At 61.1% G+C, this 16,743-nt stretch carries 15 protein-coding genes and 1 tRNA gene; all 16 read right to left on the reverse strand.

All coding sequences use genetic code 11. The features are described 5' to 3' along the window. Positions 1–8: 8 nt before the first annotated feature. Positions 9–1,421: a UDP-N-acetylmuramoyl-tripeptide--D-alanyl-D-alanine ligase gene (locus FDM28_RS01195; RefSeq protein WP_138512232.1), complete on the reverse strand. Its 1,413-nt coding sequence runs from the start codon at positions 1,419–1,421 to the stop codon at positions 9–11. Continuing rightward, a complete protein-coding gene (locus FDM28_RS01200; RefSeq protein ID WP_138512234.1) occupies positions 1,418–2,917 on the reverse strand; it encodes a UDP-N-acetylmuramoyl-L-alanyl-D-glutamate--2,6-diaminopimelate ligase in 1,500 nt (499 codons plus the stop codon). The genes FDM28_RS01195 and FDM28_RS01200 overlap by 4 nt, the downstream gene beginning before the upstream one ends. Further along, on the reverse strand, positions 2,917–4,662 hold the full coding sequence (locus tag FDM28_RS01205; RefSeq protein WP_138512236.1) for a peptidoglycan D,D-transpeptidase FtsI family protein: 1,746 nt from the start codon (positions 4,660–4,662) through the stop codon (positions 2,917–2,919). Before FDM28_RS01205 ends, FDM28_RS01200 begins: the two co-directional genes overlap by 1 nt. Beyond that, complete coding sequence (gene ftsL / locus FDM28_RS01210) at positions 4,659–4,973, reverse strand: cell division protein FtsL (RefSeq protein ID WP_138512238.1); 315 nt, start codon at positions 4,971–4,973, stop codon at positions 4,659–4,661. Before ftsL ends, FDM28_RS01205 begins: the two co-directional genes overlap by 4 nt. Next, entirely contained in the window at positions 4,970–5,905 is a 936-nt protein-coding gene (gene rsmH, locus FDM28_RS01215; RefSeq protein ID WP_138512240.1) for a 16S rRNA (cytosine(1402)-N(4))-methyltransferase RsmH, read from the reverse strand. Before rsmH ends, ftsL begins: the two co-directional genes overlap by 4 nt. A gap of 9 nt (positions 5,906–5,914) precedes the next feature. Further along, positions 5,915–6,343: a division/cell wall cluster transcriptional repressor MraZ gene (gene mraZ / locus FDM28_RS01220; protein WP_138512242.1), complete on the reverse strand. Its 429-nt coding sequence runs from the start codon at positions 6,341–6,343 to the stop codon at positions 5,915–5,917. A gap of 259 nt (positions 6,344–6,602) precedes the next feature. Next, entirely contained in the window at positions 6,603–7,937 is a 1,335-nt protein-coding gene (gene hslU / locus FDM28_RS01225; protein ID WP_138512244.1) for an ATP-dependent protease ATPase subunit HslU, read from the reverse strand. Between the two features lie 24 nt (positions 7,938–7,961). Beyond that, positions 7,962–8,507 (reverse strand): ATP-dependent protease subunit HslV, encoded by a 546-nt coding sequence (hslV, locus tag FDM28_RS01230; RefSeq protein WP_138512246.1) that lies wholly within the window; start codon positions 8,505–8,507, stop codon positions 7,962–7,964. Between the two features lie 63 nt (positions 8,508–8,570). Continuing rightward, positions 8,571–10,352: an STAS domain-containing protein gene (locus FDM28_RS01235; protein WP_138512248.1), complete on the reverse strand. Its 1,782-nt coding sequence runs from the start codon at positions 10,350–10,352 to the stop codon at positions 8,571–8,573. Between the two features lie 31 nt (positions 10,353–10,383). Continuing rightward, on the reverse strand, positions 10,384–11,319 hold the full coding sequence (gene dksA, locus FDM28_RS01240) for an RNA polymerase-binding protein DksA (RefSeq protein WP_240791864.1): 936 nt from the start codon (positions 11,317–11,319) through the stop codon (positions 10,384–10,386). Positions 11,320–11,510: 191 nt separating this feature from the next. Continuing rightward, positions 11,511–12,560, reverse strand: coding sequence for a CobW family GTP-binding protein (locus FDM28_RS01245; RefSeq protein ID WP_138512250.1), 1,050 nt, complete (start codon positions 12,558–12,560; stop codon positions 11,511–11,513). Positions 12,561–12,641: 81 nt separating this feature from the next. Next, a complete protein-coding gene (locus FDM28_RS01250) occupies positions 12,642–13,823 on the reverse strand; it encodes a class I SAM-dependent rRNA methyltransferase (RefSeq protein WP_138512252.1) in 1,182 nt (393 codons plus the stop codon). A gap of 114 nt (positions 13,824–13,937) precedes the next feature. Next, positions 13,938–14,013: transfer RNA gene (locus FDM28_RS01255), tRNA-Gly, on the reverse strand. Positions 14,014–14,093: 80 nt separating this feature from the next. Continuing rightward, positions 14,094–15,059, reverse strand: a complete 966-nt coding sequence (locus FDM28_RS01260) for a tyrosine recombinase XerC (RefSeq protein WP_138512254.1) — start codon at positions 15,057–15,059, stop codon at positions 14,094–14,096. A 17-nt stretch (positions 15,060–15,076) separates the two neighbouring features. Then, positions 15,077–15,775, reverse strand: coding sequence for a DUF484 family protein (locus FDM28_RS01265; RefSeq protein WP_138512256.1), 699 nt, complete (start codon positions 15,773–15,775; stop codon positions 15,077–15,079). A 16-nt stretch (positions 15,776–15,791) separates the two neighbouring features. Then, positions 15,792–16,661 carry a diaminopimelate epimerase gene (gene dapF / locus FDM28_RS01270; protein ID WP_138512258.1) on the reverse strand — a complete coding sequence of 290 codons (870 nt, stop codon included), beginning with the start codon at positions 16,659–16,661 and terminating at the stop codon, positions 15,792–15,794. Positions 16,662–16,743: the final 82 nt, after the last annotated feature.

Here is a 16,743-nt window from a genome sequence, read left to right on the forward strand (position 1 = left end):
CAAACAATTTAGGCATGACCCGCCACCTCCTGCGCAGGGACGGCCGACAGGGCCGCAACCACACGCTCCATGCGCATAAAGCGCGAGCCTTTGACCAGCACACTGGCAACGGTGGGGGCCAAGGCCAGGGCGGCGGCATTCAGCTCGGCCACCTCCTCAAAATGGCGGGCACCCGGCATTTCCTGCGCGGCGTGCTTGCTGGACGCTCCGAGGGCCAACACATGCTCAATGCCGGCATCCCGCGCGTAGCGACCGGCCTCGGCATGGAAGGCGGGCCCTTGCTCGCCCACTTCGCCCATATCCCCCAGCACCAGCAAGCGCGGGCCGGGCAAGTCCGCCAGCACATCAATGGCCGCGCGCATGGAATCGGGGTTGGCGTTGTAGGTGTCGTCCACCAAGGTGAAGTCGACTGCACCATGGCGCACTTGCATCGCGCGGCAGCGCCCCTTGACGGGCACGAACGCTTCCAGCCCCTGCACCACCGTGGCCGCAGGCACGCCAGCCGCCAAGGCACAGGCAGCGGCGGCCAAAGAGTTCTTCACGTTGTGGCGACCGGCAATCGCCAGGCGGTACTGCAAATCACCCTGCGGCGTGCCAGCCACGACGTGCCAGGCACCGTCATGCCAGCGGGCATCCCGCACCACACACACTGCACCCGCGTCTGCTGCCGTGAAGGTGGATACCGCACGGGCACCGGACACGGCACGCCACACGGCGACGTATTCGTCGTCGGCCGGGAATACCGCCACGCCATCCGCAGGCAGAGAAGCCAGCACACTACCGTTTTCGCGGGCCACCGCCTCAATGGTGTGCATGAATTCCAAGTGCTCGCGCTGGGCGTTGTTCACCAAGGCCACCGTGGGCTGGGCCATGGCAGCCAACACCGCAATTTCGCCGGGATGGTTCATGCCCAGCTCCACCACCGCGATGCGGTGCTGCGCCCGCATGCGCAAGAGCGTCAAGGGTACGCCGATGTCGTTGTTGAAATTGCCCACCGTGGCCAACGCCGCGCCCTGCGGGGCATAAGCGTGCAGGATGCTGGCCACCATCTGGGTCACCGTTGTTTTGCCATTGCTACCCGTCACCGCAATCACCGGAATGCGGAACTGGGCGCGCCACCCGGTAGCGAGTGTGGCAAGCGCCTGCTTGCTGTCCGCGACTTCCAGACGCGGAAGATCGGCCGGATACGCACTCGCGCTCAGGCCCGCATGGCACAACACCGCCGCGGCACCTTTGGCTCGCGCTTCATGCAGCATGTCATTGGCATCAAAGCGCTCCCCGCGCAGGGCCACGAACAAATCCCCCGGTTCAATCGTGCGGGTGTCGGTGTGCACGCGGGTTATCACCACACTGTCATCGCCGACCAACACGGCATCCGGCAGCAGCGAACGTGCTTGCGCCAAGGTCATCAACAGGGTCATGGCTGCGCCTCCTGCGCAGAGCCGCGCAGTGCCAGCGCGGCAACAGCCTGCGCTTTGTCGGAAAACGGTGTTTTGGTACCCGCAATTTCCTGTGTTTCTTCATGGCCTTTGCCAGCCAGCAGCACGACGTCCTGCGCCTCTGCGTTGCCAATGGCGTTTCGGATCGCCAGCGCGCGGTCCACCTGCACGGCCACATGGGGGCACTCCACCGTGCCCAACAGAATTTGGGCCACGATGGCCTCCGGCTTTTCGCTGCGGGGGTTGTCGCTGGTCACCACCACGCGGTCCGCCTGGGCGGCGGCTACAGCACCCATCAGAGGGCGCTTGCTCGCATCGCGATCGCCACCGCAACCGAACACACACCACAAACGGCCACCCCGCGCACGCGCGACAGGCTGCAATGCGCGCAGCGCATGCTCCAGGGCGTCTGGGGTATGGGCGTAATCCACAGCAACCAGCGGTGCGTCTTGCCCGCCGACACACTCCATGCGCCCCGGCACCGGCAGCAAATCTGCGCAGGCCTGCACGGCAGATGCCAGGTCGATGCCGACCGTACGCATAGCGGCAATCACCCCCAACAAATTGGAGACGTTGTAGCTACCAATGACGTGGGACTGCAAGCGCACTGCGTGCCCGGCCTCCACCACCTCAAACGCCAAGCCCTGTGCGGCATGCGTCACATGGCGCGCCGTCAAGCGGGCATCTTTGCGCACCGAGACGGTCCACACATCCAGGGGCCCCGCTTGCAGCTCGGCGGCCAATTCGGCGCCTTTGTCATCATCCACATTCACCACAGCGGCGCGTAGCCCTTGCCATGCAAAGAGTGTGCGTTTGGCGTCCCAATACGCGGTCATGCTGCCGTGGTAATCCAGATGGTCTTGGGTGAAGTTGGTGAAGATGGCGGTATGGATGGCGGTACCCGTCATGCGCAACTCTTCAATACCAATGGAAGACGCTTCCATGGCACAGGCCTTCAGACCCTGGCTCACAAAAGCACGCAAGGTTTTTTGCAACAACACCGGATCCGGGGTCGTGAAACCGGTGGCCTTGAGCTGCGGCGGTTGCCCTACCCCCAGGGTGCCGATGACGCCGCAAGGCAACGCCCGCGCCCCCTGGACCTGGCTCAGGGCCTGCGCCAACCACCAAGCGGTGCTGGTTTTGCCATTGGTCCCCGTGACAGCCATCACCGCCAACTCGCGGGAGGGCATGCCGTAAAACTCGGCAGCGATCGGACCGGAGCCTGCCTTGAGGTTGGCATACGCACCCACGCGCTCGCTAGCCCACGCATATGCCTCTGCACCCGCTTGCTCCACCAGACAGGCCGGTGCACCATGCTCCAACGCGGAGGCGACAAAGCGGCGTGGGTCCGTAGCCGCACCGGGCCAGGCAATGAATGCGTCCGTCTGACCGGCTTCGCGGCTGTCCGTCGTCAGGCCCTGCACGCCACAGGCGCGCAACCAGGCCACGGCGTGCTCGGGAGTGGTGAATTCAGCCATTAGAAGCTCTCCTCCACGGCACCGGCCACGATGTGAGGCTGCACCGCCATGTCCGGCTGCACACCGAGCATGCGCAAAGTCTGCTGCACGGTTTCGCTGAACACCGGAGCAGCGACCTCACCACCGAAGTATTTGCCAGCGCTGGGCTCGTCCAGCATCACACCCACAATGATGCGGGGTTGCTCGATAGGCGCCATGCCCACAAACCAGCTGCGGTACTTGCGGTTCCCGTCGGTGCCATAGCCCTTGCCGATTTGCTTGTACGCCGTGCCGGACTTGCCGCCCACCGAGTAGCCGATGGTTTGCGCCTTAGGAGCCGTACCCCCGGGGCCGGCCGCCATTTTCAGCATGTGACGAATCTTGGCCGCGGTTTGCTCGGAGAACACCTGTACGCCTACGGCCGGCTCGCTGCTCTTGAGCAAGGTGGCGGGGATGATCTGCCCCCCATGGGAGAACACGGTGTACGAGCGCACCATCTGAAACAGGGAGGCCGACATGCCATACCCGTAAGAAATGGTGGCTTGCTCAATCGGGCGCCAGGATTTGTACGGGCGCAGGCGGCCGGAAACCACACCCGGAAACTCGATTTGCGGCTTCTGACCAAACCCGGCCTGCGAAAAGGTTTGCCACATCTCGCTAGCCGGCATTTGCATGGCCAACTTGGTGGTGCCCACGTTGCTCGACACCTGAATCACCTGCTCCACCGTCAAGGCGCCATGGGGGTGGGAGTCACGGATAGTGGCCCCGGTGATGGTGACCGAGCCAGGGGCTGTGTCAATCACGGTGGTGGGCTTGGCACGACCGGTATCCAGCGCAATACCCACAGTGAAGGGTTTCATGACCGAGCCCGGCTCAAATGTGTCGGTCAACGCGCGGTTGCGCAGCTGTGCGCCGGTGAGGTTCTGGCGTTTGTCCGGCACGTAGCTGGGGTAGTTGGCCAAGGCCAGCACTTCGCCAGTAATCGCATCCAACACCACCACGCTGCCTGCTTTGGCCTTGTTGGTCACCACGGCATCGCGCAGCTTTTGGTACGCAAAAAACTGCACCTTGCTGTCGATACTGAGCTGCAAATCACGGCCCGGCACAGGCGGAACGATTTCACCCACATCTTCTACCGCACGTCCGAGGCGGTCCTTGATTACATGGCGCATGCCGGGACGCCCCAGCAGCTCCTTGTTGAACATCAGCTCCACGCCTTCCTGTCCGTTGTCTTCCACATTGGTGAAGCCAACGATGTGTGCCGCCGCTTCGCCCTCGGGGTACTGGCGCTTGTATTCCTTGCGCTGGTAGATGCCCTTGATATTCAGTTCGGCAATCTTTTTGGCGATATCCGCATCCACCTGGCGCTTGATCCAGACGAAGGACTTGTCTTCATCCTGCAGCTTTTTGGAAACATCCGCCGCCGGCATATCCAACAGCTTGGCCAGTTGCGCCAACTGCCCTTTTTCCAACTCCACGTCTTCAGGAATCGCCCAAATACTGGGGGCAGGCACGCTGGAACCCAAAATCAGGCCATTGCGATCCAGAATACGGCCGCGGTTGGCAGGCAGATCGATCGTGCGGGCAAAACGCACCTCACCCTGACGCTGGAAAAAGTCATTGGCGTACACCTGAATGTAGGCGGCACGCGCTACCAAACCGGTAAAGCCCAAGGCAATCGCACCCACCACAAACTTGCTGCGCCAGACCGGCGTGCGGCTGGCCAGCAAAGGACTGGAGGTGTACTGAATGCCCCGGCGTGTCACTGGGCGCCTTTCTGGGCGGGCGCAACCGCAGGGGTTGGTGCAGCCGGTGCACTGTAGGTCACATAGCTGGTGATGGCGGGAGTCACCTGGCGCATTTGCAACTTCTCCCGCGCGAGCTGCTCCACGCGCGCAGACGTGGCCTGCTCCCGCTTGGCCACTTGCAGGCGGCCGAACTCGGTTTCCAGGCGGCGGGCATCCGCGCGGGCTTTGTCCAGCTCAGTGAACACCCGGCGCGACTCGTACTGCACGCCCACCAAATAGAGCGCACTGGCCACCACGGCCAGCAGCAGTACCAGGTTGATGCGCATCATGCCGGCATCCTTTGCGCCACGCGCAAGATGGCACTGCGGGAGCGCGGGTTGGCCGCCACCTCCTCTGCACTGGGCTTGATGCGCCCCAGCGCTTTGAGTTTCATGACCTTGGGCGCCGCGAAGGGTGCACGGCGGTCGTACTCTTCTTTGGAGTGCTTGGCAATGAACTGCTTGACGATGCGGTCTTCCAGCGAGTGGAAGCTGATCACGGCCAGCCGCCCACCGGGTTGCAGCACGTCCAGACTGGCCTCTAACGCTTGTTGCAGCTCTTCAAGCTCGGCGTTGATGAAAATCCGAAAAGCCTGAAATGTGCGCGTTGCAGGGTTCTGGCCCGGCTCGCGGGTTTTGACCGTGTCAGCCACGAGTTGGGCCAGCTCGGTGGTGGATGAAATTGGGCCCCGTTCCTGTCTGCGAGCAACAATCGCCTTTGCAATTGACCCAGCAAACCGTTCTTCACCATATTCACGTATCACCTCCGCGATTTGATTGATCTCGGCTGTTTCCAGCCACTGGGCCACACTCTCACCGCGCGTGGTGTCCATGCGCATGTCCAAAGGACCTTCAAAGCGGAAACTGAAACCCCGCTCAGGGCTGTCGATTTGCGGGGAACTCACACCCAGATCCATGAGCACTCCGCCCACGCTGCCCGCAGGCAACACACCGAGGTTGGAAAAACCTTCGTGCCGGATGGAAAAACGGGGGTCTGTGATGAGTGCCGCCTGGGCCACCGCCTCGGGATCACGATCAAAAGCGATCAGGCGGCCCGAAGTATCCAAGCGCGACAAAATGTGGCGCGAATGCCCCCCGCGCCCGAAGGTGGCATCCACATAGGTAGCTTGCGCCGCTGCGTCAAAAGGAGTGCCGCCATCACTGAACAAGGCATCTACCGCTTCGTTCAACAATACGGTGGTATGGGTCCGAGGAGCTTCCACCGCGTGGCCTTAAAAAGAGAAATCCTTGAAGACGTCGGGCATTTCACCCTGCATCGCCTTCGCTTCTTGTTCGTCGTAGGTGGCTTTGTCCCACAGCTCAAAGTGGTTGCCCATGCCCAGCAGCATGGTGTCTTTGGCGATACCTGCCGCTTCGCGCAACTCAGGAGAAATCAGCACACGGCCGGTGCCATCCATCTCCACATCCATGGCGTTACCCAGAAAAATCCGCTTCCACCACTGGGCGGACATGGGCAAGGCAGCAATGCGTTCGCGGAATTTTTCCCACTCGGGGCGGGGAAACACCATGAGGCACCCATGGGGGTGCTTGGTGATCGTCAATTGGCCAGCGGCTGTCGCGCTCAAGACGTCACGATGCCGCGTCGGCACCGACAGGCGACCCTTGGCATCAAGACTGAGAGACGAAGCCCCTTGGAACACAAAAACACCCTTTTTGGCTGTGGCAGCGCTGAAATAGCAATCGCGCGGCACTTTTCACCACTAAATTGCACTTTTTTGCACTGTATCAGCAAAACCCACGTTCGCAAGAGGGGCTGCGCGAAAAATTTCCAATGAAATCAAGGACTTAGAAGCGTTTTTGAAGCTCAACGAACTTCAAAAATCGTTCTAAATTAAGGACTTAGCGAGGGCAGTGAAAGTGATGCTTGAAGCGCCGACCGTTTATCCGGTCGGTGCGGTGCTACAGGATGTAGCGGGACAGGTCTTCGTCCTGGCTGAGAGCGGAAAGACGCTGGTCTACGTATTCCGCATCAATTCGCACCGTGGTGCCGGTCAAAGTGGCCGCATCAAAGCTCACTTCGTCCAGCAAACGCTCCATCACGGTGGACAAGCGACGGGCACCGATATTTTCGGTGCGCTCGTTCACCTCAAATGCAATCTGCGCCAAGCGGGTCACCCCCTCGGGCGTGAAGTCCAGGGTGACGTTCTCTGTCGCCAGCAACGCCTGGTATTGCTTCACCAAGGAGGCGTGGGTCTGAGTCAGAATGGCCTCGAAGTCTTTGACGGACAAGGACTGTAGCTCCACCCGGATCGGGAAGCGCCCCTGTAACTCAGGAATGAGGTCACTGGGTTTGCTCAAGTGGAAGGCCCCGGAGGCTACAAACAAGATGTGGTCCGTTTTGACCATGCCATATTTGGTGGTCACGGTGGTGCCCTCCACCAAAGGCAGCAAATCACGCTGCACGCCTTGCCGGGACACCTCGCCAGCCTGGCCCTCACTGCGGGACGTCACTTTGTCAATCTCGTCAATGAACACAATGCCGTTTTGCTCCAGCGTATGGATGGCTTGCGCTTTGATGTCGTCTTCATTGACCAGCTTGGCGGCCTCTTCATCCACCAGAATTTTCAAGGCCTCGTCAATCCGGAGCTTGCGGGACTGCTTTTTGCCCTGCCCCATCTGCCCGAACAGGCCACGGAGTTGCTCGGTCATTTCTTCCATGCCTGCGGGCCCCATCACCTCCAGATGTGGCGCGGCAACCGGTACATCGAGCTCAATTTCGCGGTCCGCCAACAAGCCTTCGCGCAACTTCTTGCGGAAGGTCTGCCGGGCTGTGCTCTCGGGGGCATCCGCCGAGGAGGCAATACCAAATTCGTTGCGTGGCGGGGGCACCAATACATCGAGCACCCGCTCTTCGGCTGCATCTTCTGCGCGGGCACGGACTTTTTGCTTTTCAGCTTCTCGGGTCTGCTTGACCGCAATGTCTGCAAGGTCGCGGATGATGGTGTCTACATCTTTGCCGACATAACCCACCTCGGTGAACTTGGTCGCCTCGACCTTGATGAAAGGTGCATCGGCCAAGCGCGCCAAACGGCGGGCGATTTCTGTCTTGCCGACACCGGTCGGCCCAATCATCAAAATATTCTTGGGCGTGATTTCAGTGCGCAGGCTGCCCTCCACCATCTGCCGGCGCCAGCGGTTACGCAGAGCAATGGCCACCGCGCGCTTGGCGTCGGCTTGTCCCACGATGTGTTTATCCAGCTCGGCAACGATGCCGTGAGGGGTCAAAGAGTGCATGCAGTGATCGGGCGTGTGCCGCGTTTACAGAGTTTCAATGGTGTGGTGCATATTGGTATAGATGCACAGCTCGCCAGCGATCTCCAAGGAGCGCTTGACGATGTCCGCCGCCGGCAGGTCGGAATGGTGCAGCAGCGCCACCGCTGCAGCCTGGGCATACGCACCGCCCGAGCCGATGGTGACAATGCCGTTTTCCGGCTCCAGCACATCGCCGTTGCCGGTGATGATGAGTGAGGCATCTTTGTCTGCCACTGCCAGCATGGCCTCCAATTTGCGCAGTACGCGGTCGGTCCGCCAGTCTTTGGTCAGCTCAATCGCAGCCCGCACCAGATGGCCTTGGTGCTTTTCAAGCTTGGCTTCAAACCGCTCAAACAGCGTGAATGCATCAGCGGTGGCGCCGGCAAAACCGGCTAGCACCTTGCCGTGGTAGAGCTTGCGCACTTTGCGAGCAGTGCCCTTAACCACGATGTTGCCGAGGGTGACCTGCCCATCCCCACCAATGGCCACTTGATCACCCTGAGGCGTTTTGCGGCGCACGCTGATGATGGTGGTTCCGTGAAATTGTTCCATAGACATAAAGTAGATATGAGTCGCACGAATGCAAGTAACCCGGCGCGCAATCTGCGCCAAGTATCAAAAAGCCCGGGGAACGATGCGGGCGTGCTCGTTGATGCCGATCACGTTGAAAAATGCGGCTACCAAGCGATGAACATCTTCGAACTGCACCGTGCAACCCTGCGCCTGCTTTTGGGCCACCCAATTGAGAATGCTGCCAGCGGCAGAAAAGTCAACGCGCACCAGGTACCGGCATGACACAGACACGGTCTCAGCAATGGCGCTCGCACTGTCAATCGCCGCCAATACATCGGAGGCATCGCCCAAGACCTCACCGCGCAACTCTTGGCTACTCACGGTGACCGAATTCAAGGCCACTGGCACCGTGGCGCTGAAGTCTGCGGGCTTGGCGGATGGAGCAGCAGGACTCCAGGTGGTGTACGCACACTGTGCGGGCTCCCATGCTGGCGGGGACACCTCATAGGTCACGCAATAGTCCAAGGCCACCAACTCAAACTCGTCGAGCAACTGCATCGCACGCAATACATTCAGGCGTACGCCCCACCAAGCAGAATCTACCGTGCGATCGCCTGAGGGCGTCATGTCGCGCAAGGTAGTGAGCAATGCGTGCGAGCCAGAAAAGCTCAACGACACAGGCTCATTGCACAGGCTGGCGAACAAACCGGCCAACAGGGGCATGGACGGCGGGTCAATCTGCTGCAATGCATCCCAAGACAAGGCCCAGGGCATAGGCTCGCGAGACAGCACATCGCGCAACGCCTCCATATCGTCCACCCGCAGAACGGATGGGCAAGCCCACATGGCGGCTTGCTGGCGCACCGGTACGCCAGCAGACTCCCACATGAATGGCGCGGCTGCGGTCGTATCGCTCGCCACTTGTGCATCCAAACGGACCGGCTGCCACACTGGCACACGCCCGTTCCACAGATGGGCATAGTCCATGGTGGCAGCCTCAAAACGCGCCCGGTTTTGCGTAGCCCGGTAAAAGTCCATCAACGCGGCCGCCCAGTTCAAGGCCACTTCCGCATCCACCGAACCGGCCTGCAAGGCGTGTAGCAATCCCGATTCGGCGCCCGCATCGTCTCCATTGGCAAAGCGGATGGCGGCCTCTTCCAACTCTGGATCGGTGGCCACATCTGCCACATTCATGGCAAACAGCTTGGAGGTAGAAAAACTCAACTCGCTGTCGACCACCCCAAGCCCAGCCACAGGAGTCGGCGCCGCCGCACGAGGCACAGGCAAAGGTACGTGCGAAGACATGGGCAGCAAATCACTGCCCATCTCGGTGGGCGGGTATTCCGTAGCGGGACCAACCGGGCGCGCCACCGTCCCCATCGACAATCCGGCGGACTCGGTCGCATCAAACGACGAAGGCAAGGAAATCGGCGACGTCGAGTCGCCTGATGGGGCTTGAACCGGCAGGGGCTTCTGTGCAGGCACAACAGGCGCGACCACACCACCAGCGCCTTGCGCGGCGGCATCTTGTTTGCCTTTCCACCACTGCTTGGACATCTGCGCTTCGATCTCGTCGATCTTCTTCAGTGTCACGGCACGGCCATCCGGGTCGGTGGGAATGCTGGTCTGGAAAAACGAGGGGCGTGCCACGCCGGCGGTAACGGAAGGGTCTCGGTTACGCAGTTTGCGCAGCTGATCGAACTCGCGCTTGCGGACAAAATCGTTCTGCCGCTTGCGTTCGATCATGGCCTTCAAGGCCTGTTTGTCATAGGCGCTGTCGGGCTCGGTTTCTACCCGCGACAACTCCGACCAGTCCTTGGTCGGATTGCGCACGAACATCGCCACCTTGGACAGTAAGCCGGGACGTTCGTCTTTGGTCGCCATAGAGCTTGAACTAGCTGCGCTACGCGGAAACTCAGTCCCCGAACATCTTCTGCTTGAGCTCGCGGCGTTGCTGGGCTTCGAGCGACAGCGTGGCCGTAGGGCGGGCCAACAAACGACCCACACCAATGGGCTCGCCGGTTTCATCGCAGTAACCGTAGTCACCGGCGTCAATACGGGCAATCGACTGCTCGATCTTTTTCAGCAACTTACGCTCGCGGTCGCGGGTGCGCAGCTCCAGGGCGTGCTCTTCTTCAATCGTGGCGCGGTCTGCGGGGTCGGGTACCACCGAGGTATCTTCACGCAAGTGCTCTGTGGTTTCGCCCGCGCTGGTCAGGATGTCGCGCTTCAAGGTAGACAGCTTCAAGCGGAAGGCAGCGAGCTGCACTTCGTTCATGTATTCAGCGTCTGGCATGGCCAAGAGCTCGGCGTCCGTCAATTCGGCAACCGGCTTGCTCTTCCAGTTGTTGGCAAGTTTGGTGTCTTTTTTCACGATGGCAGGAATCACGGGGGCAATGAAAGGAGCGGAGGGAGTCTGGTTGTAACTGGCTTTAGCCGCCGTTGACGCCACCGATTGGGCCATGGACGGCACCGTCAATTGTGCCAAGCGGGATGATGGGCGGCCGGGCTTGGCTGCAACCGTCGCTACCACAGGGGCTGCCACAGCCACAGGCGCTTCTTTGGGTGCCGCTGTCGGCTTCACAGCCACCTTGGCGGCAGCGGGCTTGCTTTTTACCGCAGCCACGGGGGCTGCAACGGCTTTTTCAGGCTTGGCAGCAGGCGCCGCAGGTTTGGAGATTGTTTTAGCGGGGGCAGTGGCCACAGTTTTGACAGCGGCTTTGCTGCTCGTTTTGGTTGATACGGTCGGCTTGGCGGCGGCGGTTACCGTTTTGGCAACCGCTTTCTCTGCCACTTTGGCTTTACTCGGAGCGGCTTTTGCCTTGCTCTCTTTCCCGGATTTCGCGTTCACTTCTTGTCTCCTGGCAGGTTGGGCCTGCGCATGGTCGCTGGTGGCTGCAGTCGCTTTGCGGCCTTTGGCAGGCGCGACAGAGCGGGTTTCTTCGGCGCGCGAGTGTACAGGCTTACCCGAGGGAAATCCCATTAGTTGCAAAAGCGAGACAAACATAGCACCCCCTACCGCGATCGGATCAACAGACCGGCTTAGACCAGGGACTGCTCCATACCCTGCAAGAAGATGTCTTTGGGCAAATCAATCCCGATGAACACCATCTTGCTCATGCGCACCTCGCCCTCGCCCCATACAGGCCCCAAGTCGCTGCCCATCAACTGGTGCACGCCCTGGAAGATCACTTTGCGGTCGGTGCCTTGCATAAAAAGCACGCCTTTGTAGCGCAGCATGCGCGGACCATAGATATTGACGATGGCGCCCAGAAAATCTTCCAGCTTGGCCGGGTCAAACGGCCGCTCGGACTTGAAGACAAAGCTCTTCACATCGTCTTCATGATGGTGGTGGTGCCCGTGGGCCGCGTGGTCGTGGGCATGGGACGGGTGATCGCAATGCTCACCATGCTCGTGGTCATGGTGGTGGTCGTCTTCTTTCAGGAAGTCCGGATCGATGTCGAGCTTGGCATTCAGGTTGAAGCCGCGCAGGTCAAACACCTCTTTGATCGCCACATCACCGAAATGCACCGCCTTTTGCGGCGCGCGCGGGTTCATGTGCTTGATGCGGTGCATCAGCGCATCCAACTCGTCCTTGGACACCAGGTCCGACTTGCTGATGAAAATCTGGTCCGCAAAACCAATCTGGCGACGCGCTTCCTGGCGGTCATTGAGCTGCTGCACCGCATGCTTGGCATCCACCAGCGTCAGGATGGAGTCCAGCAAATAAGTCTCCGCGATCTCGTCATCCATGAAGAAGGTCTGGGCCACCGGGCCGGGGTCGGCCACACCAGTGGTTTCGATCACGACCCGCTCAAAGTCCAGCTCACCCTTGCGTTTTTTCTCCGCCAAGTCTTTGAGCGTGGTGCGCAGGTCTTCGCGGATGGTGCAGCACACACAGCCATTGCTCATCTGGATTATTTGCTCGTTGGTGTCGCTCACCAGAATGTCGCTGTCGATGTTCTCTTCACCGAACTCATTTTCAATTACGGCGATCTTCTGGCCGTGGGCCTCGGCCAGCACGCGCTTGAGCAAGGTGGTTTTACCGGAACCCAGAAAACCGGTCAGGATGGTGGCGGGAATCAAGCTCATCGTTCAACTTCCAAAAATGGTGCAGTGCAAAAGAAGCAACTGGGGAGTGTAGTCAGCAATTCAAGGTTTTCAGTGACACCGCTAGCGGCGCATCACCACCAAGCCCTTGAGGTATTCGCCCTCGGGAAAGGCGATGGTCATCGGATGGTCCGGGGCGCCGCCCATGCGCTCGGTGATAAAGCCGTCCACCCCCGCATCCGAACCCGCGCCGGCAATGATTTTGTGAAACAAGTCCGAGCTGATGCCACCGGAGCAGCTGTAGGTGAACAGCACGCCACCCGGCTCCAGCAACTTGAAGGCCAGGCGGTTGATGTCCTTGTAAGCCCGCGCCGCGCGCTCGGCGTGCGCCACCGTCGGCGCAAACTTGGGAGGATCCAGAATGATGGCGTCAAAGGTGCGCCCCTCGGCGGCGAAAGCGCGCAACGAGGCATTCACATCTGCATCCATGAAGGTGGTGCGCGCCGCATCAAAGCCATTCAGGGCGACGTTGGCCTTGGCTTTTTCGATAGCCGGGCCACTGGAATCGATCGAGGTCACGTGCCCGGCGCCGCCGGACAAAGCCGCCACCGAGAACCCGCCGGTGTAGCAGTAGCAGTTCAGCACCCGCTGGAAACCGAGGCGGCGGGTGTACTGGGCAAATTTGTGCCGGCTGTCACGCTGGTCCAGATAAAAGCCGGTTTTGTGGCCTTCTGCGATGCTCAGGGCCAGTTTCCAGTCATGCTCGCGCAGCACCAGGTCCGTCGCCCCTTCGCCACGCAGCCAGCCGGTGGCCTCGGGCAAGCCCTCCAAGGCGCGGCTGCTGGCATCCGAGCGCTCGTACAGCTTGGTCAGCCCGGTGGCACTGAGCAAGGCATCCGCAATGGCGGGCTTCCACTTCTCCACACCGGCCGAGGTGAACTGCGCCACCAGCGTGTCACCGTAGCGGTCCACGATCAAACCGGGCAATCCATCCGACTCGCCGTGGATCAGGCGGACACCGTCGCTTTGTATGTCAAATCTGGCTCTGGCGCCTATAGCTTGTGCGCAAGCAGCTATAAAAAAGCTAGCATCAATGCGCTGCTTTTCATCAAAACTCCAGACACGCGCCCGGATCTTGGACTGAGGACTGAACGCCGCCCAACCCAGAAATGCCCCCTCGGCCGATTCGACGCGAACCGTCTCCCCGCTATCTCCGCCGCCTTTGGCGATGGCGGATTCAAAAATCCAAGGGTGGCGGCGCAACAAGGAGCGCTCTTTACCGGCGCGCAATCGAATGGTTTTCATGGGGGCTATTGTCGCTTGGAGGTGCGGGCGGGTCTCGCTCTTAGACAGACTGGCCCGGAAAACAAAAAAGGCCAGCAAACTGCTGACCTTTTTTGAAACCCTTGAGGGTGAATTTGGAGCGGGAAAAGAGTCTCGAACTCTCGACCTCAACCTTGGCAAGGTTGCGCTCTACCAACTGAGCTATTCCCGCATTACAAGCCTATGATTATATACCGCGTTTTGGCGCCTTGCAAGAAAGTGGCAACTTTTTTCAAAAAAGAATTGCACCCATCACGGCGAGCGCTTGAGCTTGGCACGCGGATGGGCCGCGTCATAGGCTTTCGCGAGGTGCTGAAAATCCAGCCGGGTGTAGACCTGCGTGGTGGTGATGTTGGCGTGGCCCAGCAGCTCTTGCACACCGCGCAAGTCGCCACTGCTTTGCAGCACGTGGCTGGCAAACGAGTGACGCAACATGTGCGGATGCACCGGGACGCTCAGGCCCGCCAACTGGCTGCGGCGCTTGAGCCGCTGCCAGACGCTTTGCGGGGTCAGGCGGGTGCCGTTGCGGCCAGTGAACAGGGCTGCGGCAGCGGACGCATCGGCATCCCGCGTAGGGGCACCGGTGGCCGTACCCGAGGGGCCGCGCAGCTCCAGCCAACGCTGCAGCGCCTTGAGGGCGGTGGTGCCTACCGGCACGCTACGGCGCTTGGAGCCCTTACCCAATACATGGGCCTCGGAAGCTTGCAGGTCGATCCAGCCTTTGGCGTGTTTGCCAGCCACCACATCCAGCCCCACCAGCTCCCCGACACGCAGCCCGCTGCCGTAGAGCAGTTCGACGATGGCGGCATCGCGGGCTTCCAGCCAAGCGTTGTCATCACTCTCAAAGTCGGCAAACTGCACCGCGTCATCCACCGCCAACGCCTTGGGCAAGGGTTTGGGCGCCTTGGGCGAGCGCACATCCTGCACCGGGTTGCTAGCAACCAAACCCTCGCGGCCCAGCCAGGCATAAAAGCCGCGCCAGCCCGACAAAATGAGTGCGATGCCGCGCCCGCTACGCCCGGCGCTGTGCATCTGGGCGACCCAGCGGCGGATGTGGTGATTCTGTACATCCCTCAACACCACGTCGGCGCGCTCGGCTTGCGCACGGAGCTTGCCCAGATCCAGCGCGTACAGCGCCACCGTGCGCGCGGCCAAGCGCTTTTCAAAGCGGACGAACTCCAGGTATTTCTCAACCAGTGCCGAGTCGTCCGCGGTCATGGCGGTCAGAGAAAGGCTTAACGCAGGCGCGACAGCGCCGCGCTGGCAATCTCGCCGATGCGGGCCAGGAAGTCCGTCCCCATGCCGCTGTTGAAGCGCTGCGCGTCGCCCGAGGCCAGCACCAGCATGCCAAACGCGGGCGCCTGGCTGCCCGCCATGCCACTGCGCAGGGGAATCAGCGCCAGCGAGTTGACGGTGCCCGGCTCTTCCAGCCAGCTCACTGCTTCAAAGCCAGTGTTCAGGCCACAGAAAGGCTCATTCAGAGAAGTGGCGAATACCTTGGCATCTTCACTGACTTCCTGGGCCGCCGGCAGGGTTGCAAAACCCTCCGCCACGCCCCAGACACGCAGGCCCACTTGCGGCACGGCGAACTGGTCTTTGATTTCGCGCACGATCTCCACCGGCAACTCGGCGGGGTTGATGGTGAGAAACAGCGAGCGCGCCCAGCGCAGGATCTTGTCGGACAGCATCACGTTCTCGTTACCGTGGCGGATCATTTCCATGATGCGCTGCTCCAGCAACTTGATCTTCTCGCGCAGCATTTCGGCCTGGCGCTCCTGCAAGCTCACTGCGCGGTGACTGTGCGGGCTGGTGAACTGCACCGTGGCCAACAGCTCGGCGTGGCGCTGAAAGAAGTCGGGGTTGTTCACCAAGTAGTTGGCGATGTCGTCTTCGGTGATGGGATTGCCCAAGGATTGGTTCAGAGGTGGAGTCATGGTCTGCGAGTTCAGGTTATTCGGGTAAATCAATTTCGCCACGGAAGACGGTGGTGGCGGGGCCGGTCATGAAAACAGAGGCGCCCATGCCGTCCCAGGCAATGGTCAGCACCCCGCCACGGGTCTGCACATCCACACGTGCGTCCAGCAGGCCGAGACGGATACCGGCCACCACGGCCGCGCAGGCGCCCGTGCCACAGGCCAGCGTCTCGCCGACTCCGCGCTCGTACACCCGCAAGCGCACCTGGCTGCGGCTCACCACCTGCAGAAAGCCGACGTTCACCCCTTGGGTAAAGCGCGGGTTGGCCTGCACCTGCGGGCCCAACTCGGCGACGAGCGCAGCATCCACGTCCGCCACCAGCGTGACCGCATGAGGGTTGCCCATGGATACCGTTGCTACCAAAAGAGGAGCTGCTTGCGCAGAATCCACGAGCGCCAGAGGCCAATTTCCCCATGATCCCATGGCTTGCAGACTCAGGCCACTGTCGTCAAAAGGAATGTCTGCCGGAGTGAATACCGGCCCGCCCATGTCCACCGTCACCCGGCCGTCGGAGGTAAGCAAGGGCTCGATCACGCCCTTCATGGTTTTGACGCGGATGCGGTCTTTGCCGGTCAGGCCCTGGTCGCGCACAAAGCGGGCGAAGCAGCGGGAGCCATTGCCGCACTGCTCGACCTCGTTGCCATCGGCGTTGTGAATCACGTATTCGAAGTCGATGCCCTCGGCGGGCGAGGGGCGCACCGTGAGAATCTGGTCGGCCCCCACGCCGAAGTGGCGATCGCCCAGAAAGCGGTAATGCGCAGGGGTCAGGCCCAAGCGACCCTTGGTTTCGTCGAGCACCACGAAGTCGTTGCCCGCGCCCTGCATTTTGGTGAACTGGATTCGCATCCGTTCATTATCCCCGTTTGGCTGCACAATCCGCCGCATGGCCCGACCCACCCACCTTCTGCCCGGCGAACTCTCGCCGGCC

This window comes from Rhodoferax bucti (genome assembly GCF_005876985.1).
Lineage (GTDB): Bacteria > Pseudomonadota > Gammaproteobacteria > Burkholderiales > Burkholderiaceae_C > Allorhodoferax > Allorhodoferax bucti.